Annotated in this window: 28 protein-coding genes; 16 read left to right on the plus strand and 12 right to left on the minus strand. The window is 71.4% G+C overall.

Translation table 11 applies throughout. From position 1 onward, the window contains the following. Positions 1-8: 8 nt before the first annotated feature. From AC3B5L_RS01075 to dinB, 5 genes are all read left to right on the plus strand, one after another. Positions 9-1,397: a hypothetical protein gene (locus tag AC3B5L_RS01075; protein WP_259951776.1), complete on the plus strand. Its 1,389-nt coding sequence runs from the start codon at positions 9-11 to the stop codon at positions 1,395-1,397. A 108-nt stretch (positions 1,398-1,505) separates the two neighbouring features. Next, complete coding sequence (locus tag AC3B5L_RS01080) at positions 1,506-2,264, plus strand: SDR family NAD(P)-dependent oxidoreductase (protein ID WP_259951777.1); 759 nt, start codon at positions 1,506-1,508, stop codon at positions 2,262-2,264. Beyond that, positions 2,261-3,337, plus strand: coding sequence for an enolase C-terminal domain-like protein (locus AC3B5L_RS01085; RefSeq protein WP_187662943.1), 1,077 nt, complete (start codon positions 2,261-2,263; stop codon positions 3,335-3,337). The genes AC3B5L_RS01080 and AC3B5L_RS01085 overlap by 4 nt, the downstream gene beginning before the upstream one ends. 1 nt (position 3,338) lies before the next feature. Next, positions 3,339-4,142, plus strand: coding sequence for an SDR family NAD(P)-dependent oxidoreductase (locus AC3B5L_RS01090; protein WP_259951778.1), 804 nt, complete (start codon positions 3,339-3,341; stop codon positions 4,140-4,142). A gap of 60 nt (positions 4,143-4,202) precedes the next feature. Beyond that, positions 4,203-5,399: a DNA polymerase IV gene (gene dinB / locus AC3B5L_RS01095; protein WP_259951779.1), complete on the plus strand. Its 1,197-nt coding sequence runs from the start codon at positions 4,203-4,205 to the stop codon at positions 5,397-5,399. 69 nt (positions 5,400-5,468) lie between these two features. Here the strand turns inward: dinB and AC3B5L_RS01100 are convergent, their stop codons facing one another. Together AC3B5L_RS01100 and AC3B5L_RS01105 are read right to left on the minus strand one after the other, a co-directional pair. Continuing rightward, positions 5,469-5,819, minus strand: a complete 351-nt coding sequence (locus AC3B5L_RS01100; protein ID WP_187662946.1) for a nuclear transport factor 2 family protein — start codon at positions 5,817-5,819, stop codon at positions 5,469-5,471. Next, positions 5,812-6,561, minus strand: a complete 750-nt coding sequence (locus tag AC3B5L_RS01105; RefSeq protein WP_259951780.1) for an SDR family NAD(P)-dependent oxidoreductase — start codon at positions 6,559-6,561, stop codon at positions 5,812-5,814. Before AC3B5L_RS01105 ends, AC3B5L_RS01100 begins: the two co-directional genes overlap by 8 nt. 77 nt (positions 6,562-6,638) lie before the next feature. Between AC3B5L_RS01105 and AC3B5L_RS01110 the strand changes: the two genes are divergently transcribed. Together AC3B5L_RS01110 and AC3B5L_RS01115 are read left to right on the plus strand one after the other, a co-directional pair. Then, entirely contained in the window at positions 6,639-7,613 is a 975-nt protein-coding gene (locus tag AC3B5L_RS01110) for a C-terminal binding protein (protein WP_259951781.1), read from the plus strand. 10 nt (positions 7,614-7,623) lie between these two features. Further along, positions 7,624-8,481 (plus strand): fumarylacetoacetate hydrolase family protein, encoded by an 858-nt coding sequence (locus AC3B5L_RS01115; protein ID WP_259951782.1) that lies wholly within the window; start codon positions 7,624-7,626, stop codon positions 8,479-8,481. 261 nt (positions 8,482-8,742) lie between these two features. On the opposite strand, the gene AC3B5L_RS01120 is transcribed toward AC3B5L_RS01115, so the two are convergent. Together AC3B5L_RS01120 and AC3B5L_RS01125 are read right to left on the minus strand one after the other, a co-directional pair. Continuing rightward, the gene (locus tag AC3B5L_RS01120) at positions 8,743-9,591 is read right to left on the minus strand and encodes an SMP-30/gluconolactonase/LRE family protein (RefSeq protein ID WP_259951783.1); all 849 of its coding nucleotides are present in this window, start codon (positions 9,589-9,591) and stop codon (positions 8,743-8,745) included. Beyond that, a complete protein-coding gene (locus AC3B5L_RS01125; RefSeq protein ID WP_187662951.1) occupies positions 9,588-10,409 on the minus strand; it encodes a hypothetical protein in 822 nt (273 codons plus the stop codon). Before AC3B5L_RS01125 ends, AC3B5L_RS01120 begins: the two co-directional genes overlap by 4 nt. A 65-nt stretch (positions 10,410-10,474) precedes the next feature. Between AC3B5L_RS01125 and AC3B5L_RS01130 the strand changes: the two genes are divergently transcribed. The 6 genes from AC3B5L_RS01130 to AC3B5L_RS01155 all read left to right on the plus strand — a co-directional run bounded on the left by AC3B5L_RS01130 (position 10,475) and on the right by AC3B5L_RS01155 (position 15,399). Next, on the plus strand, positions 10,475-11,323 hold the full coding sequence (locus tag AC3B5L_RS01130; protein ID WP_259951784.1) for a Gfo/Idh/MocA family oxidoreductase: 849 nt from the start codon (positions 10,475-10,477) through the stop codon (positions 11,321-11,323). A gap of 91 nt (positions 11,324-11,414) precedes the next feature. Next, positions 11,415-12,359, plus strand: coding sequence for a phosphate/phosphite/phosphonate ABC transporter substrate-binding protein (locus AC3B5L_RS01135; RefSeq protein ID WP_232089150.1), 945 nt, complete (start codon positions 11,415-11,417; stop codon positions 12,357-12,359). Positions 12,360-12,364: 5 nt separating this feature from the next. Then, on the plus strand, positions 12,365-13,195 hold the full coding sequence (locus tag AC3B5L_RS01140) for a phosphonate ABC transporter ATP-binding protein (RefSeq protein WP_259951785.1): 831 nt from the start codon (positions 12,365-12,367) through the stop codon (positions 13,193-13,195). Further along, entirely contained in the window at positions 13,179-14,018 is an 840-nt protein-coding gene (gene phnE, locus AC3B5L_RS01145) for a phosphonate ABC transporter, permease protein PhnE (RefSeq protein ID WP_187662954.1), read from the plus strand. The genes AC3B5L_RS01140 and phnE overlap by 17 nt, the downstream gene beginning before the upstream one ends. Further along, entirely contained in the window at positions 14,015-14,782 is a 768-nt protein-coding gene (locus tag AC3B5L_RS01150) for a tyrosine-protein phosphatase (protein WP_259951786.1), read from the plus strand. Before phnE ends, AC3B5L_RS01150 begins: the two co-directional genes overlap by 4 nt. Then, positions 14,779-15,399: a TetR/AcrR family transcriptional regulator gene (locus AC3B5L_RS01155; RefSeq protein ID WP_259951787.1), complete on the plus strand. Its 621-nt coding sequence runs from the start codon at positions 14,779-14,781 to the stop codon at positions 15,397-15,399. The genes AC3B5L_RS01150 and AC3B5L_RS01155 overlap by 4 nt, the downstream gene beginning before the upstream one ends. Before the next feature lie 123 nt (positions 15,400-15,522). On the opposite strand, the gene AC3B5L_RS01160 is transcribed toward AC3B5L_RS01155, so the two are convergent. From AC3B5L_RS01160 to AC3B5L_RS01170, 3 genes are all read right to left on the minus strand, one after another. After that, complete coding sequence (locus AC3B5L_RS01160) at positions 15,523-15,960, minus strand: VOC family protein (protein ID WP_187662957.1); 438 nt, start codon at positions 15,958-15,960, stop codon at positions 15,523-15,525. 21 nt (positions 15,961-15,981) lie between these two features. Then, the gene (locus tag AC3B5L_RS01165; protein ID WP_490096097.1) at positions 15,982-16,326 is read right to left on the minus strand and encodes a TraR/DksA family transcriptional regulator; all 345 of its coding nucleotides are present in this window, start codon (positions 16,324-16,326) and stop codon (positions 15,982-15,984) included. Between the two features lie 228 nt (positions 16,327-16,554). Next, positions 16,555-19,089: an MMPL family transporter gene (locus AC3B5L_RS01170; RefSeq protein WP_490096098.1), complete on the minus strand. Its 2,535-nt coding sequence runs from the start codon at positions 19,087-19,089 to the stop codon at positions 16,555-16,557. 68 nt (positions 19,090-19,157) lie between these two features. Between AC3B5L_RS01170 and AC3B5L_RS01175 the strand changes: the two genes are divergently transcribed. Beyond that, positions 19,158-19,730: a TetR/AcrR family transcriptional regulator gene (locus AC3B5L_RS01175; protein ID WP_025104106.1), complete on the plus strand. Its 573-nt coding sequence runs from the start codon at positions 19,158-19,160 to the stop codon at positions 19,728-19,730. A 79-nt stretch (positions 19,731-19,809) separates the two neighbouring features. Here the strand turns inward: AC3B5L_RS01175 and AC3B5L_RS01180 are convergent, their stop codons facing one another. The 5 genes from AC3B5L_RS01180 to AC3B5L_RS01200 all read right to left on the minus strand — a co-directional run bounded on the left by AC3B5L_RS01180 (position 19,810) and on the right by AC3B5L_RS01200 (position 24,120). Beyond that, positions 19,810-19,953: a hypothetical protein gene (locus tag AC3B5L_RS01180; protein ID WP_187662960.1), complete on the minus strand. Its 144-nt coding sequence runs from the start codon at positions 19,951-19,953 to the stop codon at positions 19,810-19,812. Then, positions 19,953-22,280: a phosphoribosylformylglycinamidine synthase subunit PurL gene (gene purL, locus AC3B5L_RS01185; RefSeq protein ID WP_187662961.1), complete on the minus strand. Its 2,328-nt coding sequence runs from the start codon at positions 22,278-22,280 to the stop codon at positions 19,953-19,955. The genes AC3B5L_RS01180 and purL overlap by 1 nt, the downstream gene beginning before the upstream one ends. A gap of 109 nt (positions 22,281-22,389) precedes the next feature. Beyond that, positions 22,390-22,770, minus strand: a complete 381-nt coding sequence (locus tag AC3B5L_RS01190; RefSeq protein WP_280569560.1) for a PIN domain-containing protein — start codon at positions 22,768-22,770, stop codon at positions 22,390-22,392. Continuing rightward, positions 22,767-23,030 (minus strand): type II toxin-antitoxin system Phd/YefM family antitoxin, encoded by a 264-nt coding sequence (locus tag AC3B5L_RS01195; RefSeq protein WP_490096099.1) that lies wholly within the window; start codon positions 23,028-23,030, stop codon positions 22,767-22,769. Before AC3B5L_RS01195 ends, AC3B5L_RS01190 begins: the two co-directional genes overlap by 4 nt. Before the next feature lie 4 nt (positions 23,031-23,034). Continuing rightward, positions 23,035-24,120, minus strand: coding sequence for a helix-turn-helix transcriptional regulator (locus AC3B5L_RS01200; RefSeq protein ID WP_490096100.1), 1,086 nt, complete (start codon positions 24,118-24,120; stop codon positions 23,035-23,037). 99 nt (positions 24,121-24,219) lie between these two features. On the opposite strand from AC3B5L_RS01200, the gene AC3B5L_RS01205 reads away from it, so the two are divergent. Further along, a complete protein-coding gene (locus tag AC3B5L_RS01205) occupies positions 24,220-24,660 on the plus strand; it encodes a VOC family protein (RefSeq protein ID WP_490096101.1) in 441 nt (146 codons plus the stop codon). 264 nt (positions 24,661-24,924) lie between these two features. Further along, positions 24,925-25,152 (plus strand): hypothetical protein, encoded by a 228-nt coding sequence (locus tag AC3B5L_RS01210; RefSeq protein WP_187662965.1) that lies wholly within the window; start codon positions 24,925-24,927, stop codon positions 25,150-25,152.

Consider the following 25,152-nt stretch of genomic DNA (forward strand, 5'->3'; position numbering starts at 1 on the left):
GACCACGCGTGAACGACACGGCAGCGGCGACGCACCTCGGAGACCGCATCCGCATCCCCCGCACGCAGGCGCGCATCGGCGTCGCCCGGCGCGACATCACGCCGCCCGTCGGCATCCGCGCCAAGAACTGGGGACCGGCCGACTGGGAGCGCTCCGAGGGGGCGCACCGGCCGTTCGAGCTGACCGCGCTCGCCGTGGTCGCCTCGGACGAGCGGCCGCGGGTGCTGCTCGCGGTGGACGGCACGTGGTGGCGCCGGGTCGCCGATGAGCAGGGCGTGCGCGGGGCGATCCTCGACGGTCTGGGCCTCGAGCCCGATCAGCTGATGCTCTCCCTCTCGCACACCCACGCGGGGGCCGTGCTGTGCGCCGCGGACGCGCATCTGCCGGGCGGCGAGCTCATCCCCGGGTACCTGGAGGCGCTGTCCGCCGCGGGAATCGCGGCAGGGCGGGAAGCGCTGGAGACCGCGCGACCGGGACTGATCGAGTGGACCACGGGCACCTGCACCCTCGCGGCGGAGCGGGAGCTCGACCTCGACGGCCGCGCTCTCGTCGGCTACAACCCTCAGGGCACCGCCGACGACACCGTGACGATCGGCCGGATCAGCATCGACGGGGAGGTGCGGGCGACGCTGGTGAACTACGCCTGCCATCCGACGACCCTGGCCTGGCAGAACCGCGAGGTGTCGCCGGACTACGTCGGCGCGATGCGCGAGGTCGTGGAGGCGGCCACCGGTGCACCGTGCCTGTTCGTGCAGGGAGCCTCGGGCGAGCTGGCCCCGCGGGAGCAGTACACCGGCGACGCCGCGGTGGCCGACCGGCACGGACGTTCGCTCGGGCACGCGGTGCTCGCGGCGCTGGACGGCTTGCCTGTGCCCGGTGAGGAGCTGACGCTGGACGGGGTCGTGGAGTCGGGTGCTCCGCTCGCGATCTGGACCGGGACTCCGGCGGACGGCGGCGAGGAGGCGGCGGGAGTCGTCTCGGCGGTCGAGCTGCCGCTGCGCGACCTGCCCACCCTGGACGAGCTCGCCGAGGAGTGGAAGGACATCGACCCCCGGTCGCGGGAGGAGCGTCTCGGACGGGCCCGGAACCTCCGCGACGGCTACATCGAGGGGCCGACGGTGTCGCATCCGGTGTGGGCCTGGCGGCTCGGTGACGCCGTGATCCTGGGGCATCCGGGCGAGGCGTATTCCCGGCTGCAGACGACACTGCGGGAGCGGTTCCCGGAGACGCCGATCGTGGTCATGAACCTCACGAACGGTCCGGGCTTCGTGTACCTCCCGACCCGCGAGGCCTACGACCGCGGTGCCTATCAGTCGTGGCAGACGCCCCTGGCCCCCGGTGCCCTGGAGCTCCTGGAGTCCCACGCCGTGTCGTTGGTGGCCGGACTGCGGGGGTAGCCCCTTTCGAATCGCCCACTTTGCTCCATTTCCGGCCGAAATCGAACCAGTTGCGCGATTCGAACCGGATAGAGTTGCTATAGCAAATCCCCGAGGTAGAGGAGAGACATGACCGCGCGCCCCGTCGCCATCGTCACCGGAGGCTCGGCCGGCATCGGCTGGGAGATCGGACAGCGACTCTCCGCGGACGGCTACCTCGTCGTCGCGACCGACCGCGTCCCCGGGCTCACCGCGGGTGAGAACCCCGCCGAGATCCTGTGGCGGGAGCTCGACGTCACCGACCACGCCGCCGTCGACCGGGTCTTCGGCGAGATCGAGGCGGAGCTCGGGCCCATCGAGGTGCTCGTGAACAACGCCGGGATCCAGCGTCATCGCGGGATCGAAGACCTCACGTGGGATGAGTGGTCCGCGGTCGTGGACGTGAACCTGCACGGGGTGTTCTCCGCGCTCCAAGCTGCAGGGAAGCGGATGCTCGACCGGGGTGAAGGCCGCATCGTCAACATCTCCTCCATCTCCTCGCGGGGCTCCGCGGGGCGGGCGCCGTATGCCACGACCAAGGCCGCCGTCATCGGCCTCACCTCCACGGCCGGAGCGGAGTGGGCGTCGCGGGGTGTGCGCGTCAACGCGGTGGCCCCGGGCTATGTCGACACCGGGGTGTTCCGGCAGGGCGTCGAACAGGGGACGCTGAGCCTCGACACGATCCTGTCCCGCATCCCCGCGAAGCGCCTGGCCGACGCGAGTGAGATCGCCGCGGCCGTGAGCTTCCTCGTGTCGGACCAGTCGCGCTACATGAACGGTCAGACGCTGTACGTCGACGGCGGCTTCATGGTGGACTACGGCGTGCCCCTCGCGAAGAAGCCCGAATGACCACCGTCGCCCGGATCGACACGGCCACGGCGGTCCTCCCCCTTCCGGCACCGCTGCAGCTCGGTGCGATGACGGTCACGCGACGGGAGTATTCCGCGGTGCAGGTGACGGCGGACGACGGCACCACCGGGGTCTCCTACTGCCTATCGCGCGAGGCCCCGATGGCGGAGATCCTCGAGCGCCTGGTGGCTCCGCACGCAGTGGGGCTCGACGCCGACGACCCGGCGGCCGCGTGGGACCGGATGCTCCGCGGCAGTGCGATCGTCGGACGGGTGGGGCTCGTGCGGCGGGCGATCGGTCTCGTCGACATCGCCCTGTGGGACATCGCGGCCCGTCGTGCCGGCGTGCCGCTGTGGACCCTGCTCGGCACCGGTGACGCCCCGCGGGAGGGGATGCTCGTCGCCGCGTATCCCTCTCCGCAGCGGACGCCGCGGGAGGTCGCCGATGAGGTGCTCGCGCAGGCGGACGGCTGGGCGCAGGTGAAGATCTCCCGCATTCCCGATCCGGCATACATGCGCGAACTGCTCGCGATCCTCGGCGCCGAGCTGCCGTCCGCGACCGGTCTCGTCGTGGACGTGGGCTTCGGCTGGCCCGATGCGGAGGCTGCCGTGGCGGAGGTCGCGCAGTGGGGCGACCCGCGCCTGGCCTGGCTGGAGGACCCGCTGCTCCCCGAGGACGCGGCCGGCGTGGCCCGGATCCGCCGGGAGACCGGATTGCCGGTGGCGGTGGGCGACGAGGTGACGGACCCCGCCGTGCTCCGGGCTCTCGTGGAGGTCGGCGAGGTCGATGCCCTCCGCCTCGACGTCGTCGCGATCGGCGGCATCACGCCCGCCAGGGAACTCATCTCCTGGGCGGCAGAGCGCGGCGTCCCGGTGTCCGGACACGTATACCCCGAGGTCACGGCGCACCTCGGCATCCAGGTGGAGACCTTCGCCCGCGGGGTGAACCCCTACGACCCCGCGCCCTCGTTCGTGACGGGCGGTCCGGAGTTCGCCGGGACCGTGACGCCGCCTGCAGCTCCCGGGCTCGGCTTCGGCCTCGATCCTGCCGTCTTCCGATTCGAGAGGGACTGACATGACACCTTCCCCGCGTAGCGTCGTGGTGACCGGCAGCGGCAAGGGCATCGGGCGCGCGGTCGCCGAGCGGCTCACCGCCGACGGCTGGATCGTGGTCGGGCTCGAACGCTCGCCCGGCTCCGGCACCGTCGAGGACGGCATCGTCGCCGAGGTGGTGCTCGGCGACGCCTCCGACCGCACGGCTCATCAGCAGGCGGCCGCCGCGGCGCGCGCCAGGGCTCCGCTGGCCGGCTGGGTCAACAACGCCGGCATCACGAAGCGCACGCCGCTGCACGAGCTCGACGAGACGGTCGTGCGCGAGATCGTCGACATCAACGGCTTCGGCTACCTCTGGGGCTGCTCGACGGCCGTGTCCGCGTTCCTCGATCAGGGCGTGGCGGGCGCGATCGTGAACATCGGGTCGATCCACGGTCGATCGAGCTTCGTGGACCACGCGGCCTACGAGTTCACGAAGGGTGGCATCGACGCCCTGAGCCGCAGCGTCGCGGTGACATATGGCGGATTGGGCATACGGGCGAACACCGTCGCGCCGGGCGGCGTGCGCACTCCGCATCTGGAGGCACAGATCGCCAGGGCCGCCGACCCCGAGGCGGAGGAGCGGCTGCTCGCGGAGGGCCCGCCGATGGGACGCATCGCCCGCGCGGAGGAGGTCGCCGCGGTGACGGCGTTCCTCCTCTCCGACGAGGCCCCCTACCTCTCCGGCCAGTCCATCGCCGTCGACGGAGCCTGGACCGCGTCGTTCGGGGACATCGCGCTCGACCCCGCGCTGCGGGAGCGGTTCAAGGCGCCGCCGGCTTCCTGAGCGCGCCCACGCCGATGTCCCCGGTCCGTGCGACGATCCGCTCGTCGACGGGAGAACGGGATGCGCGGGGAAGCGACGGTTCTGCACGCCGATCTCGATGCGTTCTACGCCTCGGTCGAGCAGCGTGATGCGCCGGAGCTCCGCGGGCGCCCGGTGATCGTCGGCGGCGGGGTCGTGCTGGCCGCGAGCTATGAGGCGAAGGCACGCGGCGTCCGCACGGCGATGGGCGGACGGCAGGCACGAGAGCTGTGCCCCGACGCCGTCGTCGTGCCGCCGCGGATGGAGGCCTACTCCGCCGCCAGCAAGGACGTCTTCCGCATCTTCCGCGACACCACCCCGCTCGTGGAGGGTCTCTCGATCGACGAGGCGTTCCTCGAGGTCGGCGGTCTGCGTCGCATCGCCGGCACTCCCGAGGCCATCGCCGTCCGGCTGCGGGAGCGGGTGCGCGCCGAGGCGGGCCTGGCCATCTCGGTCGGCGTCGCCCGCACGAAGTTCCTCGCCAAGGTCGCGAGTGCGGTCAGCAAGCCCGACGGACTCCTCATCGTCGAGCCCGACCGGGAGGAGGAGTTCCTGCTGCCGCTTCCCGTCGAGCGGCTGTGGGGCGTCGGCGCCGTGACGGCGGAGAAGCTGCACCGGTACGGCATCCGCACGGTCGGCCAGCTCGCGGAGCTCGAGGCGGCGACGGCGGAGCGGATGCTCGGGAAGGCGACCGGAGCGCACGTCCATGCTCTCGCCCGCCTGCGGGATCCGCGCCCCGTGGACACGACGCGGCGCCGCGGGTCGATCGGGTCGCAGCGCGCGCTCGGGACCCGTCCCCGGTCGGCCGACGAGCTCGACGTCATCCTCACCCAGATCGTCGACCGGCTCGCGCGGCGTCTCCGCGACGGCGGCCGCGTGTGCCGGACGGTCGTGCTGCGGCTGCGCTTCGGCGACTTCACGAAGGCCACCCGCTCGCGGTCGCTTCGGGCGCCGACCGACCGCACCGCCCTGCTGCTCGCCGTCGCCCGCACGCTCCTCGCCGCGGCGCAGCCCGAGATCAGCGGTCGCGGGCTCACCCTGCTCGGCCTCTCGTTCACCCAGCTCGATGCCGCGGACAGCGTCCCGCCCGAGCTGCCGATCGACTGGGGCGACGAGTCCCGTCTGGACACCGTGCTCGACACGCTCCGTGACCGCTACGGCTCCGCCTCGGTCTCCCGCGCCGCCCACCTCGGCCGCGACCCCGGTTGGTCGTCCCCGGTGCTCCCGGAGCACCACTGACCCCTTTCGAATCGCCTGAATGGTCCCATTTCGGCCGGAGATACAGCCGATCGGGCGATTCGAAGCGGGTCAGGCCTTGAGCATCGACGCCCGCGAGATCACGCCGTCGACCACGTCGAAGGTCGCGATGGTCTCCGTGGCGACGCCGGCGTTGATGACCTGCTCCTGCGCGACGACCCAGCGGGAGCCGAACAGGACGCTCGTGTCGATCACGCAGGAGAGCTCCGGGTTCTGCAGCCGCGGCTCATAGAAGGCGCGGATGGCGGCCGATCCGACGAGAGGCTCCGGCGCCACCCCGGTGACCACGGCATCGTCGGCATATGTCGCGACGAAGGCGTCGAGGTCGTGCGCGTTGAAGGCGTCCAGCTGCGCCTGCACGGTGTCGAGAGCGGAACGGTCGAGGGTGGTGCGGTCAGTCAATGCGAACTCCTCCGTTGACGTCGTAGGTGGCTCCGGTGATGAAGCGGGCGCGCTCCGAGGCGAGCGAGGCGATGATCCAGGCGACGTCCTCCGGCTGACCGAAGGCGCCGAGGGGGATGCCCGACTCGAGCTTCGCGCGGCCTTCACCCTGGAGCTGATCGGTGATCGCGCTGGCGACCGGTCCGGGGGTGACGGCGTTGACGCGGATGCCCTCGGCGGCGAGGTGCCGGGCGAAGCTGCGGGTGATCGCGAGGATCGCCCCCTTGCTGGCCGCGTAGTGGATGCCCGTCTGGAGTGCGCCGACCTGCCCGGCGATCGAGGCGATGTTGATGACCGAGCGGTCGCCGTCGGCAGCCCGGAGCAGGGGGAGCGCCGCGCGGGTGAGCAGGAAGGTCCCGCGGGCGTTCGTCTCCAGGACGAAGTCCCACTCCTCGATGTCGATCTCGGGATACGGCGTGTACGGGCACACGCCGCCGTTGTTGACGAGGACGTGCAGGTCGCCCCAGGCGTCCGTGATCTCGGCGATGAGCGCGGCGATGGAGTCCGGTTCGCGGAGGTCGAGGCGCGACACGTGGACGTCCGGGGAGCCCGCCGCGCGGCACTCCTCCGCCACGCGGACGGCTTCGGCCTCGCGTCCGGCGTAGGTGATCCAGAGGGCGACGCCCTCGCGGGCGAGTTCGAGGGCGGCGGCGGTTCCGATGCCGGAACTGGCGCCCGTGACGAGTGCGCGGCGAACAGTCATGCCTAAACGCTATAGCAAGAAGCGGTCTCGCGACAGCGGCTGTACGCGAGCTTGCTAGATGCTATAGCATCGCATCCATGACCGCGCCGCTCATCCTCGTCACCGACTGCGACCTCCCGGGAATCGTCATCGAAGACACCCTCCGCGCCGCTGGCCTCCGTGCCGAACGGGCCGCCTCCGGGAGCCCGGACGACATCGCCGCCGCCGGAGCCGACGCCGAGGCGCTGGTCGTGCAGTGGGCGCGCATCGACGGCCCCCTCATGGACCGCCTGCCGAACCTCCGTTTCATCAGCCGGGTCGGCATCGGCTACGACATGATCGACGTCGAGGCCGCCACGGCCCGCGGCATCGCCGTCGCGAACACGCCGAGCTACTGCATCGAAGAGGTCGCCGCGCACACCGTCGCGATGATCATGACCCAGGCCCGCGGCCTCTCCGCCTACGACCGGGCCGTGCGCGACGGCGTCTGGAAGGCCGTCGACGCCCGGCCGCTCGCCGTGAGGCCGTCCTCCACCACTGTGTCGGTGCTCGGGTTCGGGCGCATCGGATCGATCGTCGCCCGCGGATGCCGGGCGCTCGGCTTCCGCGTGCTCGTCGCCGACCCGTACGCTCCCGACGACGCCGTGCGCGACGCTGGCTGCGAGCCCGTCGACATCCCCTCGGCGATCGCCCGCGCCGACATCCTCACGCTGCACGTGCCGCTGACGGACGAGACCCGCCACCTGATCGACGCCGCGGCCCTGGCGACGATGAAGCGCGACGCCGTGATCGTGAACACCTGCCGCGGCCCGCTCATCGACGAGGACGCCCTGGCCGCGGCGCTCCGCGACGGGCGGCTCGCCGGTGCCGCCCTCGACGTCTTCGCGGAGGAGCCCCTCCCCGCGACCTCCCCGCTGCGGGCGCTCGACACCGTGCTCCTCACGCCGCACGCCGCCTGGTACTCCCCGGAGGCCCTGGCGGATCTTCCCGTGCACGCCGCCGAGAACGTGATCCGCTCGCTCGCCGGCGAGGCCGTGCCCATCGTCAACCCGGCCTTCGCCGCCGCGCGCTGAGAGGACTCCCATGGAACTGCTGCGACTCGGCGAGATCGGCCACGAGCGCCCCTACGTCCGCGATGACGAGGGCGTGGTGCGCGATCTCGGATCCCTGACCCGCGACATCGACGGCGCCTTCCTCGCCGCGGACGGCATCGCCCGCGTGCGGGCGGCGCTCGCGGACGGCTCGCTGCCGCAAGCGGAGACGACGGGACTGCGCGTCGGCGCCCCCGTGGCGCGGCCGACCGCCGTGATCTGCATCGGACAGAACTACGCGGCGCACGCGGCGGAGTCCGGCGCCGAGCCGCCCGCGCACCCGGTGGTGTTCTTCAAGCACCCGAACACGGTCGTGGGGCCGGACGACGTCGTGCTCCTGCCGCCGGGCGCCGAGAAGGTCGACTGGGAGGTCGAGCTCGCGGTCGTCATCGGCCGCACGGCGCGGTATCTGCCCTCCGTCGAGGCCGCGCGCGACGTGATCGCCGGCTACACCATCTCGAACGACGTGTCCGAGCGCGCGTATCAGCTCGAGGTCTCCGGCGGACAGTGGTCGAAGGGGAAGTGCTCCGAGACGTTCAACCCCCTCGGCCCCGCGCTGGTGCCCACCGACGAGGTCGACCCCCAGGCGCTGCGCCTGCGGTCCTTCGTGAACGGCGAGCCGCGGCAGGACTCCTCCACCGCCGACATGATCTTCCCCGTGCTGCAGCTCGTGCACGAGCTCAGCCACTACCTCGTGCTCGAACCAGGAGACGTCATCAACACCGGCACCCCGCAGGGCGTCGCGCTGTCCGGGCGCTTCCCCTATCTGCAGGACGGCGACGAGATGACCATCGAGATCGAGCGGCTCGGCCGTCAGCACCAGCGCACGGAGCGGGTCCGGCTCGGGTGAGGCCTGTGCCCGGGGCACGGTTCCTTTCGCTGAGTGCAACCGTGTCCCGGGTAGAGGCCTCTCCCGGGCACCCCGCGGCCACAGGCATCCGCGCCGGCTCAGGCGGGTGGAGGGGAAAGGCGCCTGATCTCGCGCGAGCGCCTGTTGCCGCGAGCGCCCGCGGGCTCAGGCGTACGCGTGGGCTCAGGCATCCGCGCCGGCTCAGGCGGGTGGAGGGGAAAGGTGCCTGATGTCGCGCGAGCGCCTGTTGCCGCGAGCGGGTCAGCCGGCGAAGGGGAGGACCGGGAGGCCGTGCACCCCGGGACGCACCGCGAAGACCGACCCCGCGGCAGTGCCGTGATCGGGCAGCAGGCCCTGCGCGGAGGTCGTGATGAAGAGCGTGCCGAGGTCGTCGCCGCCGAACGTGCAGGCACTGACCTGGGGCACCGGCAGCACGATGTCCTCGCGCACGGCCCCGGACGGCTCGAACCCGCGCACACGGCTCCCGCCCCACAGCGCGACCCAGACACTGCCGTCCGCGGCGACCGTGAGGCCGTCGGGCACGCCGTCGTCTTCGGGGATGTGCGCGAACACCCGGCGTCCGCGGAGGTCGCCCTCGGCCACGTCGAACACGTCGATCCGGCCGGTGTCGGTGTCCACGTAGTAGACGCGGCGGCCGTCCGGGGAGTAGCTGACCCCGTTGGACGAGGTCACGCGGGGGAGCACCGTGGTCACGTCGAGCGCGGCGTCGATGCGCAGCACGGTCCCTGCACCTTCGGTGGAGTCCGTGGACATCGATCCGGCCAGGAGTCGTCCTCGCGGGTCGCAGCAGCCGTCGTTCATGCGCACCGCGCCGTCGTCGAGGAGGGTCGCGGCGGGACGGGCCTCCGCGTCGGGGCCGTCGGCGAGGTACAGGGTACGCGCGCCCACCGCCACGAAGCCGCCGGACGTCCGCGGACGGAAGAACGCGAGGTACTCGTCGTCGACGTGCTGGCGGACGATGTCGTCGCCGCGGAGGGTGAGCAGGTCGCCCGCGTCTCCGTCGACCCAGCGCAGCCCGCCCCACCCGGGCCACCAGACCGGGGCTTCCGCGTGGACGGCGACCGGGCCGGTCACGTTCTCGGGAGTCATGCGCCCTCCGCCGTCCGCCGCGGGTCGGTCACGGGCAGCGGCTCCGGAACGGGGCCGTCATGATCTGCCGCTGCGGCACGGGCGGACGGAAGCTCCTTCGCGACCTGCTTCTCGAGCACGGTCACGGCCTCGTCGGAGAGCAGGATGAGGCCGTCGAGCTCCTCGCGCACCCGCTTGTACGCGATGTTCCGCTCGGACTGCGTCGCCGACTCGTCCACGGCGACCTTGAGGAGCTGCTGCGCACGGTCGAGGCGCTTGCGCTCGGCCTCGGTGAACGTCGAGTCGCGCAGCCGACGGGCGTCCTTCTCCGCGATCTCGAACGCGACGGCGTAGTCGCCGACGGCCTGCAGGTACTCCGCGATCTGCTGCTCCGAGAGCGTCGCGTCGGCGGAGGCCGGACGCAGCGCGTCCGCGGTCTTCTTCGCGCGGAGGAAGGCGGCCGTCAGCGGCTGGCGGCCGTCGCTCATCGCGGGGAAGGCGATCAACTTGGCGACGTCGAGCTCGTAGTCGAGCCAGCGCGCGGTGATCTCGTCATGCTCGGCGAAGAGGCGGGCGAGCAGGTCGTCGGGCGCCACCGACGCGGTCGTGTCGACCACGGTAGGACCCTGGCGCTTCGCCTGCCGTCCGGCCGCGCGCGCCTCGATCTCGGCCGTCTTCAGCTGCGCCTTCATACGCAGCGTCTCCAGCCGGCGCTCGTGCCGACGCTTGGAGCTGCGCTCCCAGGCCTTGGCGGCGCCGCCGGCCATGCCCATGATCGGGAAGATGAGCCACCAGTAGTCACCCGCGAAGTTCCAGAAGCCCCGGATGAACTCGTCCATGATGGGTTCAGCCTACTGCGCGACGGCGGGTCGCCGGGGGCCCGCACGAGAGGGAGGGCGGCCGCATGAAGAGCGTCGGCATCGTCGGGATCGAGAACAGCCACGCCGCGGAGATCGTCCGCTTCCTCAACGTCGAGGCCCCGGACGTGCCCGTGCGGATCACGGCCCTCGTGGCCGGGGAGCCGGAGCGCACGCGGGAACTGGCCGCGCTCGGCGGCATCGAACGCGTCGTCGACGAGGCGGGCGCGCTCCTCGGCACGGTGGATGCGCTCATCGTGACCGCCCGCGACGGTGTCGATCATCGCGCCATCGCCGTCCCCTTCCTGGAAGCCGGGGTGCCGGTCTGGGTCGACAAGCCCCTCGCAGCAGCGGTCGCCGATGCCGACGCGATCCTCGCCGCCGCGCAGGGTGGGCAGGCGCCCGTCACCTCATCGTCCACGCTCCGCTGGCTCGCCGACACCGCGGAGCTCGTGGCGGAGGCCGGCCGCATCGGGGAGGTCCAGGCGGTCACCGTCACAGGGCCTGCCGATCCGGACAGCCCGTACAGCGGCATCTTCTTCTACGGCATCCACATCGCCGATCTCGCCCAGGTTCTGCGGCGCGGCATCGCGGAGGACGTCGAGGTGCAGTTCCTGCCCGCGGGTGTCGTCGCCCGCTACCGGGTCGACGGGGTGCCCGTCACGCTGGAGTTCGTGCGGCCGGACGGCGATCGCCAGGTGCCGTTCCGGGCGACCGTCGTCGGCCGACGGGGCATCGCCAGCCGGGAGATCCCGATCGGTCCCGGGTACGTGCAGCCCGGCGTCCGTGCCTTCGCCCGGATGCTCGAGACCGGTGAGCCGCCGGTTCCCGCGTCCGAGATGCGCGCTCCGATCGCCGTGCTCGACCAGATCGCCGAGGTCCTCGCCTCCCGCTGACCCGGGCGGCGACACCATCCGTTCACGAAGCGTTCGGATACGGGTACGGCGGTCTCGTAATTCCCCGTCACCTTCGGGAGTTGGAATACCGATGGTCTCGGAATCCCGGGGCCTCACCTCCCGAAAGGTCATCATGCGCCGCTTCACCCTGCCCGCCGTCGGCCTCCTGGGCGTGGCCGCCCTCGCCCTCACCGGATGCCAGACCCCCACCGCCGATGCGGCCCCCGCCGACCCGGACGCCCCGATCACGATCGCGACCATCCCCGTCGGCGACGACCCTACGGCCGAGAACCCCATCGAGGTGTTTGGCGCGCTGCTGGAGGAGGCCACGGGCCGCGAGGTCGAGATCACCGACGTGCCCGACTACCTCAGCGTGGTGGAGGCCATCCGCGCCGACCACGTCGACATCGGGATCATGAGTGGATTCCCGTCCGCGCTCGCCGTGAACACCGGCGAGGTCGATGCCCTCGTCGCGTTCGAGGGCGACGGCAAGCCCGTATCCACCTGCGTCGTGCTCGCGGACTCGCCCGTGCAGACGCTCGAGGACCTCGCGGGGAAGACCGTCGCGTTCGCGGATCAGGCCTCCAGCTCCGGATACTTCATGCCGGTCTACATGCTGCACGAGGCCGGGTTGGAGCAGGGCGACGACTACGAGGCCATCTTCGCGGGCGGCCATGAGGGCAGCTTCGCGGCCCTGGAGCAGGGGCAGGTGGATGCCGCGTGCACCGCCGTCATGCTCACCGAGCTCGGCGCGCCGATGTTCCCCTTCGCGGACGGCGAGTGGCGCGCGGTCGGCGAGAGCCCGGCCATGGACGTCGCTGGCGCCGTCCTCGGTCGTCCCTCGCTCGACGCCGCGACACGCAAGGCCATCCAGGACGGTATCGCCGCCGTGTTCACCCCCGAGAACGCTGAGAAGCTGGGCGCCTTCGGGTCGTTCGCAGCCGCCCCGCAGACGGTCGACCCGGACGACAGCGCGTTCGAGTCCTTCGCCGAGATCGCGGCCGTCGCGGGCGTCGAGCTGAAGGACCTCCAGTGACGGGCATGAGCGTCGCCGTGGCTGCCCGGCACCAGGACGACGGGCGCACGCCGACGGCCGAGGTGCGCCAGGCGCTGCCGCTCGTCAGCGTCCGCGGTCTGCGCGTCGCCTACGACACCACGACGGTGCTCGACCGCGTCGATCTCGACCTCTTCCCCGGCGAGATGGTCGCGCTGCTGGGAGCGTCGGGCTCAGGGAAGTCGACGCTGATGAGGAGCCTCACCGGATTCGCGCCCATCGCCGCGGCCTCCGCGCGGGTCGCCGGACACGACGTCACGAATCTGGCGCGCGGCGAGCTGCGCACGCTGCGGTCCGAGGTGGGGCAGGTCTTCCAGCAGTTCAACCTCATCCCGCGCCTCAGCGTCCTCACCAACGTGCTGACCGGGGCGCTGCACACCGCGGGACCGCTCAATCTCGTCGGCGGATTCACGAGCGCGGATCGCCGCCGGGCCCTCGACCTGCTCGACCGTGTCGGGATCGCGCACAAGGCGGCGGCGCCGGCGCGGTCGCTGTCCGGCGGCCAGCAGCAGCGCGTGGCGATCGCCCGCGCGCTCATGCAGCGCCCGAAGCTGATCCTCGCCGACGAGCCGGTCGCCTCGCTCGACCCGAAGCTCGCCGACTCCGTGCTCGGACTGCTCCGCGAGATCGCGGTGCAGGACGGGATCCCGGTGCTCGTGAGCCTGCACGTGCTGCCGCTCGCCCTCGCGCACAGCGACCGCATCGTCGGTCTGCGGCACGGAGAGATGCTCGTCTCCGGCGTCACGTCGCAGCTGGACGTGGCCGCACTGGAGGCCCTGTACGACGACGAGGAGCACGCCGATGACCACGACCGTTGAGCGCCAGGACCGGACCGTACGCCCCCAGCTCGAACCGGCGGAGCGCGCCCGGCTCGAGAGCGCCTTCCGCGTCCCCCGCGCCCGCTTCCTTCTCGGCATCCCGGTCGCGGCCCTTCTGCTGATCTGGTCCTTCGCCGGGGCGGGTTTCGACTTCGTGAAGCTCGGCGACGGGGCCGTCAACATGGGGGAGTTCCTGTCCCGGCTGTTCCCGCCAGACTTCTCGAAGATCGGCACCATCCTCGCGCTGCTGCTGGAGACGTTCCAGATGGCCGTCGTCGGCACGGTCCTCGGTGCGGTGCTGTCCCTGATCGTCGCGTTCGGGGCGACGTCCACCCTCGCACCACGGTGGCTGTACTACCCGACGCGCTGGATCATGAACATCATCCGCTCCGTGCCCGACCTCGTCTTCGCCCTGATGTTCGTCTCGGCGGTCGGACTGGGGCCCTTCGCCGGCATCCTCGCCATGACGCTCGGCTCCATCGGGTCGATCGGCAAGATCTTCGCGGAGGCCATGGAACAGGTCGACCGCGGTCCCGTCGTCGCGATGGAGGCGGTCGGCGCCTCGAAGCGTCAGGTGATCCAATACGCGGTGCTCCCCCAGGCCGCACCCCTGCTCACCTCGTACACGCTGCTGCTGTTCGAGGGGAACGTCCGCGGCGCGACGATCCTCGGTCTCGTCGGCGCCGGCGGCATCGGCCTGGAGCTGACGACCGCCATGCGCATGTACGACTACGGCCACCTCAGCGCCATCATCCTCTGCATCATCGTGCTCGTCACGCTGATCGACCAGGGCAGTGCCCTCATCCGAAGGAGAATCACATGACCACGATCGACACCGGTCTCATCCTCAGCGCGCCGGTCAACCTGCGCGACCTCGGCGGCATCGCCATCGACGGCGGGGTGCTCCGTCCGGGTCTGGCCATCCGTACCGACGACCTCGCCTATGTGACCGCGGAGGTCGCGGACGAGCTCCTCGCAGGCGGGCTGACGGCCATCATCGACCTGCGCTCGCCGCTCGAGGTCGCGGTCACCGGCCGCGGTCCGCTCGGCGAGCACCCGGTCGCGTACCACCACCTCCCGCTGATCGCCGATGTCGGCGCATCGATGGACCGGGAGCAGCCCGCGCTGACGCACGAGGCCATGGGGCTGATGTACCTGCGCATGGTGGAGGGCGCCGCGCCGCAGCTCGTGACCGCGCTCAACGTCATCGCGCACACCCCGGGAGCGACGGCGTTCCACTGTGCGGCGGGGCGCGACCGCACGGGAGTCCTCGCAGCGATGCTGCTGCTCGCCCTCGGGGCTGGGGACGACGACATCGTGGCCGACTACGCGCGCACCGGCGACAACATGGTCGCGATCATGGCCCGCACCGCTCCGGTCATGGGGGCGATGTGGAAAGCGCTCGGCTTCGACCTCGACGCGCGGGACGCGTCGTCGGCGCTGCTGGAGGGATCGATGGACGTGTCCATGCGCAGCCTCCTCGACACGCTCCGGGCTCAGCACGGCGACCCGCTGGCCCCGCTCCGCGCGGCCGGGCTGTCCGACGCGACCATCGTCCGGTTGCGCGAGCGGGCGCTCGGGGCATGACCGTCGTGACGCCTTCGGGCGTGGGGCGCCGCCGCCCCGGACGTCCGCGCGACGAGGACATCGATGCACAGATCGTCGCTGCCACGCTGGACATCATCGATGCGGGCGAGGATGTGACGGTCGCGCGGGTCGTCGCCCGGAGCGGCGTGAGCCGGGCGGCGCTGTACCGGCGCTGGCCGTCACTCACGACGCTGATCGCTGCGGCGCTCGACGTGGGCCGGGAGGTTCCGCCGGAGTACCCGATCGATGCCGACCTGCGCGAGATCCTCCTCACCGGCCTCGGGCTCGGCGCGGAGGGCGTGGCCCCGTCCGCGCCCGGCTATTCCGAGGAGCGGTTCCGTCAGCGCATCCGTCTCGTCATGTCCGATCGGGGTCTGCAGAAGGCCTACTGGGAGTCGCACGTCTCCCGCCGTCGGGTTCCGCTGCAGAACGCGCTGCGCGCCGGTGTTGTGCGCGGCGAGCTCCGGGCGGATCTCGACGTCGAGGCCTGCTTCGACGCGGTGGCCGGTGTCGCGTACTACCAGCTGGTCGTCCGCGGCGACCGCATCAGCGACCCGGCCGTCGTGGCTCGCCTGCGCGCCGCCATCGAGGTGATCTGGCGCGGCATGGTGGCCTGACGGCGACCCACGCGCGGTCCCGAGAGGCACAGCTTCGGAGATCCGGGCCGACACGCCGTCGACAGGTTCCGTTCGACGGCGTGTCGCCTGCGGTCTCCGAAGCTGTGCCCGGCCGACGCGGGTTCAGGCCTGCGTGAGGTCCTGCGCGAGCATGAGGATGATGCCGCTGGGGCCGCGGAGGTAGGTCAGTCGGTAGATGTCCCGGTAGTTCGCGACGCCGCGCAGGGGATGGAACCCGTGCCGCGCGGCGATGGCGAGGGAGGCGTCGATGTCGTCGACGGAGAAGGCGATCCGGTGCATGCCGATCTCGTTCGGCCTCGTCGGCTCCGTCTCGATCGCGTCCGGATGGATGTACTCGAAGAGCTCGATCTGCCCGCGCCCGTCCGGGGTCTGCAGCACGGCGATCCGCGCGTGGTTCCCGTCGAGTCCGACCGCGGTGGACGCCCACTCGCCGCTGACCTCGTCCCGTCCGACCACGGACAGCCCCAGGTCGGTGAAGAAGGCGATGGTGGCGTCGAGGTCGCGCACGGCGATCCCGATGTTCTCGAGGGCGATGGCCATGCCCGCGATGCTACTCCGGCGTCAGCGACCGAGCTTCTCGGCGCAGGCCACGCAGTATTCCGCGAACGGCCGTACCTCCAGGCGCTCCGGCGGGATGGGCTTGCCGCAGTGCGCGCAGATGCCGTAGATCCCGGCGTCCATCCGCATCAGCGCCTCGTCCACCTGGCGGAGCTCCGCCTGCGCCGCCTCGGCGAGCCCCGACAGCCGGGACCACTCCGACGAGAGCGTCACCCCCTCCGGGTCGTGCTCGTCGTCGTCGTTCGAGCCCTCGCGATCGTGCATGAGCTCCGCGAGGGTGGCCGCCGTCGCCGTGACGCGAGCCGCGGCCTCGGCGCGACGCTCTTCCAACAGCGCTCGCAGATCCATCCGCCCACTCTAGGCCCGGCGACGCTCGCGTCGTCGCGGGTCCAGGCGTCCGCGCCGATTCAGGCGCCACCGGCAGCAGGCGCCTGAACTCCCGCGCCTGCCTGTCCTCTCCTGAACGCCTGCGCCCGCGACGGCGCGCGCAGGGTCAGGCATCCGCGCGGCATCAGGCGACACCAACAGCAGGTGCCTGAATCCGCGCGAACGCCTGAACCCGCGCGTGACCGCGATTCAGCCGCGGGTGCGCGGAGCCTCCACGGTGGGCACGGAGTCGGTGCGCACGCTGGGGTGATCCCGCTCCAGCGCCGCGCCCTCCATGTCGACGTTCGGGATGATGCGGTCGAGCCACTTCGGCAGCCACCAGGCCGAGCGTCCGAGCAGGTGCATGAGCGCGGGCATCAGCAGCATCCGCACGACAAACGCGTCGAGCAGCACGCCGAACGCGAGGCCGAACCCGATGGACCGGATGATGGTCGACTCCGAGAACACGAACCCGCCGAACACCGACACCATGATGAGCGCGGCCGCGATGACCACCGAGCGCCCGGCCCGGAACCCCTGCGCCACGGCATCGCGCGCGGAGGCACCGTGCACATAGGCCTCGCGCATCCCCGACGCGAGGAAGAGCTGGTAGTCCATCGCCAACCCGAACAGGATGCCGACGAGGATCACCGGCAGGAAGCTCAGGATCGGACCGGTGCTGTGCAACCCGATGAGGTCGGCGCCCCACCCCCACTGGAACACCGCGACGATGAGCCCGTACGTCGCGAACAGCGACAGCACGAACCCTCCCGTGGCGATGAGCGGCACGAGCAGTGAGCGGAACACGACGATCATGATGAGCAGCGACAGTCCCACGACGACCACGAGGTACAGCGGGAGCACGCTCGCCAGGGCCTCGGAGATGTCGATGTTCGTGGCAGCCTGCCCGGCGACGCCGAGGGTGATGCCGCCGTCGATCTCGGGGAGACCTCGCAGATCCTGCACCAGTTTCTCGGTGGAGGCGCTGTTCGGGCCCTCGGCAGGAAGCACCTGGAAGGCGAGGAGCGTGTTGTCGTCGGAGGTGGCGATGGGGGCGACCGCCACCACGTCGTCCTGCTCCGCGATCTTCTCGGCCACGGTCACCTGGGTGGCCAGCAGGTCGTCGTCGCTCACGGCGTCGTCGAGGGTCGCGGTCACCAGCAGCGGCCCGTTCGCGCCCTCGCCGAACTGCTCGTCGACGGTCTGGAACGCGCGGTAGCTGGTGGAGTCGGCGGGTTCGCTCGACCCGTCCGGGAGGCCGAGGCGCATCGACATCGCGGGGATCGCGATCACGAGCAGCGCGACGACGCTGACGAGCGCGGTGACGACGGCGCGCAGCGTCGACATCCGGCGCACGGGCTTCCCGGCCGCGTGCTCCTGGCCGATGGTTGCCCGCGCCTTGCGACCGAGCAGGCGGGTGCCGACGAGGCCGAGGATCGCCGGGGCGAGGGTCACGGCCACGAGCACGGCGACGGCGACGCAGACGGCGCCCACCGTGCCCATGAGGCCGAGGAACGGCACGCCCGTCACGTTGAGGGCGAGGAGCGCGACGATGACGGTTGTCCCCGCGAACACCACCGCGGTCCCGGAGGTGCCGGTGGCCAGACCGATGGACTCGCGCACGGGCGACCCGGCCAGCAGCTGCTTGCGGTGCCGGTTCACGATGAAGAGGGAGTAGTCGATGCCGACCGCGAGCCCCAGCATCACGCCGAGGACGGGAGTGACCGAGGCCATGTCGACGACGCCGGAGAACGCCAGGGACGCCGTGACGCCCACCCCGACGCCGACCACGGCGGTGACGATGGGCAGGGCCGCACCGATCAGCGAACCCAGCATCACGATGAGCACGACGGCGGCGAACGCGAGACCGATGGCCTCGCCGACGCCGAAGATCTCCGGCACGCCCTGGGCGATGTCGGTGCCGAAGTCGACCGTGACGCCGTCGATCTCCTCGTCCTGGAAGTGGGCGATGGTGCTCTGCTTGGTCTCTTCGGCGAGCTCCAGGCGCGGGTCGACGAAGGAGACGTTGACGATGGCCGTGGAGCCGTCCTCCGAGACGACGCCGATGCCGTCCGCGAGGTCGAGGAGGGTTGTACCGAGCTCCAGCTGCTCCGCGTTGTCGGCGAGCTCGTCGCGGTTCGCGTCGATGGTGGCCTGCTGGGCCTCGAGCTGCGCGAGCTGGGCGTTCAGCTCCGCGAGCTGCGCGTCGAGCGCGGCGGTCTGCTCGGGCGGCGCGCCGGCGGCCTCGGCCTGAGCCCGCGCGCCTTCGAGCTGGGTGATCCCGGCGTCGAGTTGTGCCCGGCCATCGTCGAGCTGGGCCTGGCCGGCGTCGAGCTGGGCCTGCCCGTTCTCGAGCTGGGTCCGGCCGTCGGTCAGCTCCTTCGCCTGCTCATCCTGCTGCCGCTGGGCGTCGAACGGGTCGACGACGGAGGCGACGCCGTCGAGGTCTTCCGCGCTCGCGGCGAGGTCGGAGATCGCCTGCTTCTGCTCGTCGGTGAAGGGCTCGCCGTCGTCCGTCCGATAGACGACCGTCCCGGTGCCGCCGGCGGTGTCCGGCAGCTTGTCGGCGAGCTGATCGGTGACCTCGCCGGAGGCGGTGCCGGGGATGTCGAAGCTGTTGCTCAGCGTGCCGCCGAAGGTGAGGAAGGCGCCGACGCCGAGCCCGAGGATGACCACCCAGGAGACGATCACCGTCCACGCCCTGCGCGCAGCGAAAGAACCCAGACGGAACAGCAGTGAGGCCACGTGATCTCCTTCAGACGAAAAGAGCATACGGCACGTCTCGTCTAGGGATCTGTGGCTATCCTGAACGCATGGTGAACGAGCATCGCAGCGGCCCTGTGCGCAGCACCGCGGCCCGCGAGGCGATCCTCGACGCGACGGCCCGGCTCTTCCACAATCAGGGGTACGACCGGCTCACGATCGAGGGCATCGCCAAGGAGGCCAAGGTCGGCAAGCAGACCATCTACCGCTGGTGGCCGTCGCGCGGTGCCCTCATCGGGGAGTGCCTGGCCGAGGGACGCCTCATCCCCGTGGACTTCGTCGTGCCCGACACCGGAGACCTCTCCGCCGACGTGGAGACCTGGCTGCGGAGCGTGCTCTCCATTCTCGAGAAGCCGCAGGGCGGGGTGCTGCTGCGATCACTCGTGGCCGCGGCGACCGAGGACGCCTCGGTCGGCGCGCACCTCGGGGAGAGCCTCGGGGTGGAGAAGTACCTGTCGGAGCGCCTCCGCGGGGGCATCCGCGACGGTCAGCTGCCGGAGGACGCCCCAGTCGAGCAGCTCGGTCGCGCGATCCTCGGGGCCATCATCGTGGAGTCCCTCGGCCGCGAGGCCCACGATCCGGGTTCCGTCGTCGCCCTGACCCGCTACCTCTTCGCCCGCTGAGGTCGCGGATCCGCACGAGGTCGCATGGGTTCCTGGAATCTCTGCGACCCGGGTGCGAATCTGCGACGTAACGCCCGGATCAGCCGAGGAGGATGGTGAGCACGGTCGCGCCGCCGCCACCGAGGATCAGTGCCACGATGACGGTCCACGCGATGATGCGGATGCGCCGGTTGCGCTTCTCGCCGAGGTCGCCGTAGTCCTCGCTGAGGCCGTCGCCGCTCATCAGGCCACCGGCTCCGTGACGGTCGGACCGAAGTACGACGGCAGCGTGGCCTGCGAGCGCTCGCGGAGCTCGGCGGCCGAGACGGTGAAGACATCCTGCACCTCGAGCTGTGGCTCACTGTCCGTGACGCCGATGCGGGCGACCGGGTAGCCGCGGCCCTCGCAGAGACCGCGGAACTTCACGTCGTCCTCGCGGGGGACGGTCACGAGCACGCGGCCGGTCGACTCGGAGAACAGGGCGGTCGCGGCGTCCACGCCGTCGCGCTCGATGATCTCGTTCAGCCAGACGCGGGCACCGACGCCGAAGCGCATGACACCCTCGGCCAGGGCCTGCGCGAGACCACCCTCCGAGAGGTCGTGCGCCGAGGAGATGAGCCACTCGTCACGGGCCGCAGCGAGCAGGCCGGCCAGGCGCTTCTCGCCCGCGAGGTCGACCTTCGGCGGGCGGCCGCCGAGGTGCTGGTGCACGACGTCGGCCCACGCGGAGCCGGAGAGCTCGGTCGAAGTCGTGCCGAGCAGGTAGATGTTCTGCCCCTCGTCCTGCCAGCCGGACGGGATGCGGCGGGAGACGTCGTCGATGATGCCCAGCACGCCGACGAGCGGCGTCGGGTGGATCGGCACGTCGCCGGTCTGGTTGTAGAACGAGACGTTACCGCCCGTGACCGGGGTGCCCAGCTCGTAGCAGCCGTCCGCGAGGCCGTCGACGGTCTGCCCGAACTGCCACATGACCTCGGGGTTCTCGGGGGAGCCGAAGTTCAGGCAGTCGGTGATCGCGGTCGGCACGGCGCCGGTGACGGCGACGTTCCGGTAGGCCTCGGCGAGCGCGAGCTGCGCGCCCGCATAGGGGTCGAGCTGGCAGTAGCGGCCATTGGCGTCCGTCGAGACCGCGAAGCCCAGGCCGGATTCCTCGTCCACGCGGATCATGCCGGCGTCGTCGGGGAAGCTCAGGGCCGTGTTGCCGAGCACGTAGTAGTCGTACTGGTTCGTGATCCAGCTCGTGTCCGCGAGGTTCGGGGAGGCGACGAGGGCGAGGAACTGTTCGCGGAGCGTCTCCGGGTCGTTCGCGCGCGGCAGGTTCTCGGCGGCGTCCGCCTGCAGGGCGTCGATCCACGTCGGGTAGGCGACGGGACGGTCGTAGACGGGGCCGTCGACCGCGACGGTCGAGGGGTCGACGTCGACGATGCGCTCGCCCTGCCAGTCGATGATGAGGCGTCCGTCGCCGGTGACCTCGCCGAGCACGGAGGTCTCGACCTCCCACTTGTTCACGACGGCCAGGAAGGCGTCGAGCTTCTCGGGGGCGACGATCGCCATCATGCGCTCCTGCGACTCCGACATGAGGATCTCCTCGGCCGTGAGCGTGGGGTCGCGCAGCAGCACGTTGTCGAGGGAGACCTTCATACCGCTGTTGCCGTTGGCCGCGAGCTCGCTCGTCGCGCACGAGATGCCGGCGGCGCCGAGGTCCTGGATCGCCTCGACGAGCTCGCCGCGGTACAGCTCCAGGCAGCACTCGATGAGCACCTTCTCGGCGAACGGGTCTCCCACCTGCACCGCGGGGCGCTTCGTGGGGCCGCCGTCGGCGAACGTGTCGGAGGCCAGGATGCTCGCGCCGCCGATGCCGTCGCCGCCGGTGCGGGCACCGAACAGGACGACCTTGTTGCCGACGCCGGTGGCGTTCGCGAGCTTGAGGTCTTCGTGGCGCAGCACGCCCACCGCGAGCGCGTTCACGAGCGGGTTGGCCTGGTAGACGCTGTCGAAGACGGTCTCGCCGCCGATGTTCGGAAGGCCCAGGCAGTTGCCGTAGAAGCTGATGCCGCTGGTCACGCCGTGCACGACGCGGGCGGTGTCCGGGTGGTCGATCGCGCCGAAGCGCAGGGCGTCCATGACCGCGACGGGGCGGGCGCCCATCGAGATGATGTCGCGGACGATGCCGCCGACACCGGTCGCCGCGCCCTGGAAGGGCTCGATGAACGACGGGTGGTTGTGCGACTCGGCCTTGAAGGTGACGGCCCAGCCCTCGCCGACGTCGACGACGCCCGCGTTCTGGCCCATGCCGACCATCAGGCGTTCCTTCATCTCGTCGGAGACCTTCTGGCCGAAGCGGCGCAGGTAGTTCTTGCTCGACTTGTAGGAGCAGTGCTCCGACCACATCACCGAGTACATCGCCAGCTCGCCCGAGGTGGGGCGGCGGCCGAGGATCTCCTTGATGCGCGCGTACTCGTCGTCCTTGAGCCCGAGGGCGCCGTACGGCTGCTCCTTCTCGGGCGTCGCGATCGCGTTCTCGACGGAGTCGGGGACGTGCTGGGGGGAAGGTGCAGGGGCGGTGGTCACGCGCACTCCAAAGGAAGGGGCCGGCGGGGCGTGTTCAGTCTACCGGCGCGGTCGGGGCCGTTCTCTCGTGCGCGCAGTCGCACGGCGTCGGGGTGGGAAGGCGGCGGCGTCATGGCAGCTCGGCGAGGCTCAGGCCCTGTGCGCGTGCGGCGGCCGCCAGCTCACGGTCGAAGGTGAGGAGCGCAGTGACCACGTCGCCGAGTTCGAGCGCGGCGGCGAGGTGGAGAGCATCCAGAGTGCGGAGCCCTGAGCCTGCCTGGATGGCCGCGGTCAGCGTTTCGTCGTCGACGGAGACGAGCGCGACGCGGTCGAGGAGATCGACGACGGCTGCGCGGTCGAGGGAACGGCGGTCGGCGATCGCGTGCAGCTCCACGGCGAGGAGGCGCGAGGAGACGAACTCGCTGCCGTCCGCGAAGGCGCGGACGACCGCTTCCGACCCCTCTTCCTCGATGAGTGCCTTCGCGGCCGCTGAGGTGTCGAGGTAGATCACGACCGGTCGGCCCGAAGCTCGCCGAGGATCTCCGTCACGGACAGCGAGTCCGGCATGGGGGCGTGGCGGAGCGGACCGTTCGCGCGGGGCAGCGTCACCCGCCCGTTGGCGATCATGCGCGTCCAGGCCGTCTCGGCGGGCGGCGACAACTCGGCGATCGGGCGCCCGCGGTCTGTCACCGTCAGGTGCTCTCCGGCGGTGACGCGCGCCAGCACCCGCGCGGTCTGCTGATTCAGTTCGGTCTTCGACACGGTGCCCATCTCCTCAGGGTAGATCCAAAGTAGTAGAACTACTAGTTCTTGGATTCGTGGGTCCAGTGAACCAGCGCTCGGCGACATTGCGAGGCCGGGCGGACGGAGCTCCCCGAACGTTCTGGATAACTCCCCCACAGGGCAGCGTCAGGAGGAGGAGTGCGCTGCCGCGAACCGCTGCGCCAGCATCCCTGCCCGCCTCGCGCAGCGCCTCGGGCCCGACCACCGTGAACGGTGCGTCGAACCGGGCCACCGCGGCGAGCACACCCGTCCACGACCAGGAGCCGACCATAAGGCGGCACGAGCCGTCCGACAGGGGCACCACCTCGCCGTCGCCGACCCACGGCATCACCTCCCGCGCGGGCAGGTCGAGGTCCACCTCGCCCGTGCACGGCCAGCGGTCCTCGGTCGTCGAGCCCTTGGCGCGGGCGGCGAGGAAGGTCTGGGCGTCCGCGGCGGGCAGAGGTCGCGGCGTGAAGGTGGGCCCGGTCGGCGTCCGGGGCCGCAGTCGATCGAGGCGGTACGTGCGCCAGTCGGCCGCGTCGAGGTCCCAGGCCAGCAGGTACCAGCGGCCTTCCCGCGCCACGACGGCATGGGGCTCCGTGCGCCGGGGCGGGCGGTCCCGTGCGGAGCCGTAGTCGAATCGGAGCACCTGTCGGTCGCGCACGGCCGCGCTCGCCGCCTCCAGCACGGCCGGGTCCACGCGGATCTCGGCCGGTGCGCCGGTGAAGCGGATCCCGTCGATGCGGTGGCGCAGGCGTGAGGGCATCACCTGGCGCACGGTCGCGAGTGCACGCTGTGCGGCCTCGGTGACTTCGACCCCGGTCGCGCTCGCACTCTGCAGGGCCACGGCGATCGCCACGGCCTGATCGTCGTCGAACAGCAGCGGCGGCATATCCGATCCCGCTTCGAGGCGGTAGCCGCCGTACGGGCCCTTGCTGGATCCGATGCGGTAGCCGAGCGCGCGCAGTCGATCGACGTCGCGGCGCACCGTCCTGGGTGTGACGCCGAGACGGTCGGCGAGTTCCCCGCCCGGCCAGTCCCGTGTCGCCTGCAGCAGGGACAGCAATGCGAGCATGCGCGAGGAGCTTCCGGTCATGGCTCCATTCTGTGTGGAGAAGCGGACAGAAACAGACCTCTACTGCTGTGAAGGTGGGGTCACACGGCACGATCGGCGGGCCGGGACACGGAGGACACCATGACTCTCACGACCACCACCCACCTCAACTTCCGCGGCACGGCTCGGGAGGCGCTCGACTTCTACGGGTCGGTCTTCGGCGGCGAGGTCACCGCGGCGACCTACGGCCAGTTCGGGATGCCGGAGGGGGTTCCCGGGTTCGACAAGGTCGTGTTCGGGCAGCTCGACGGACCCGTGCGGCTGATGGCGTACGACATCCCGGGTGCGGACGACACCGCTACGCCCTCGGGAGCCACCCGCCGCGAGAACGGGATGACGATCACCGACCGCTCCTTCTTCCAGTCGCTGCGGGCGGATTCCCTCGCGGAGCTTCAGCCCGTGTGGGATGCCCTCGCCGACGGCGCGACGGTGGTCGAGCCCCTCGCCGCCTCCGCGTGGTCGGCCGGCTTCGGCATGCTCACCGACCGCTTCGGCGTGACCTGGGTCCTCGACGTCGCCTGATCCCGTCGGACACTCGACCCGGCCCTGTGCGGTCGACCCGGCCCCTTGCGGTCGTCCGCAAGGGGCCGGAACGCACCGAACGGGGTGGGTCAACGAGCGTGGTCGACCCGGCCCCTTGCGGTCTACCCGGCCCTCTGCGGTCGTCCGCAACGGGCCGGGATGCGCGGAAGGGGGTGGGTCGGCGCCTGCGGGCGACACGACATGTCAAGGGCCTCTTCGCTGTCGGTCGCCTCACGTAGAAAGGAGGGAGACGAAAGGCAGGGCATGGCCGCAGGAGACATCGAGACGTTCTCGCGCAACGGCATCTGGTTCAACCGGATCCAGGGCGAGTCGCACACGCTGGGCAGCAGCTTCGAGTCGATGGAGGAGGCGGTGAAGGTCGGCCGCGGGGCGGCGACCGCGCGCCAGGTGCAGCACTTCGTCCGCACGGAGGAGGGGCCGTCGGAGGACGTGGCCCCGAACGAAGCGCACCCGCGCGACCTCATGTGGTGA

Source organism: Microbacterium sp. C-MGS6, from assembly GCF_058140415.1.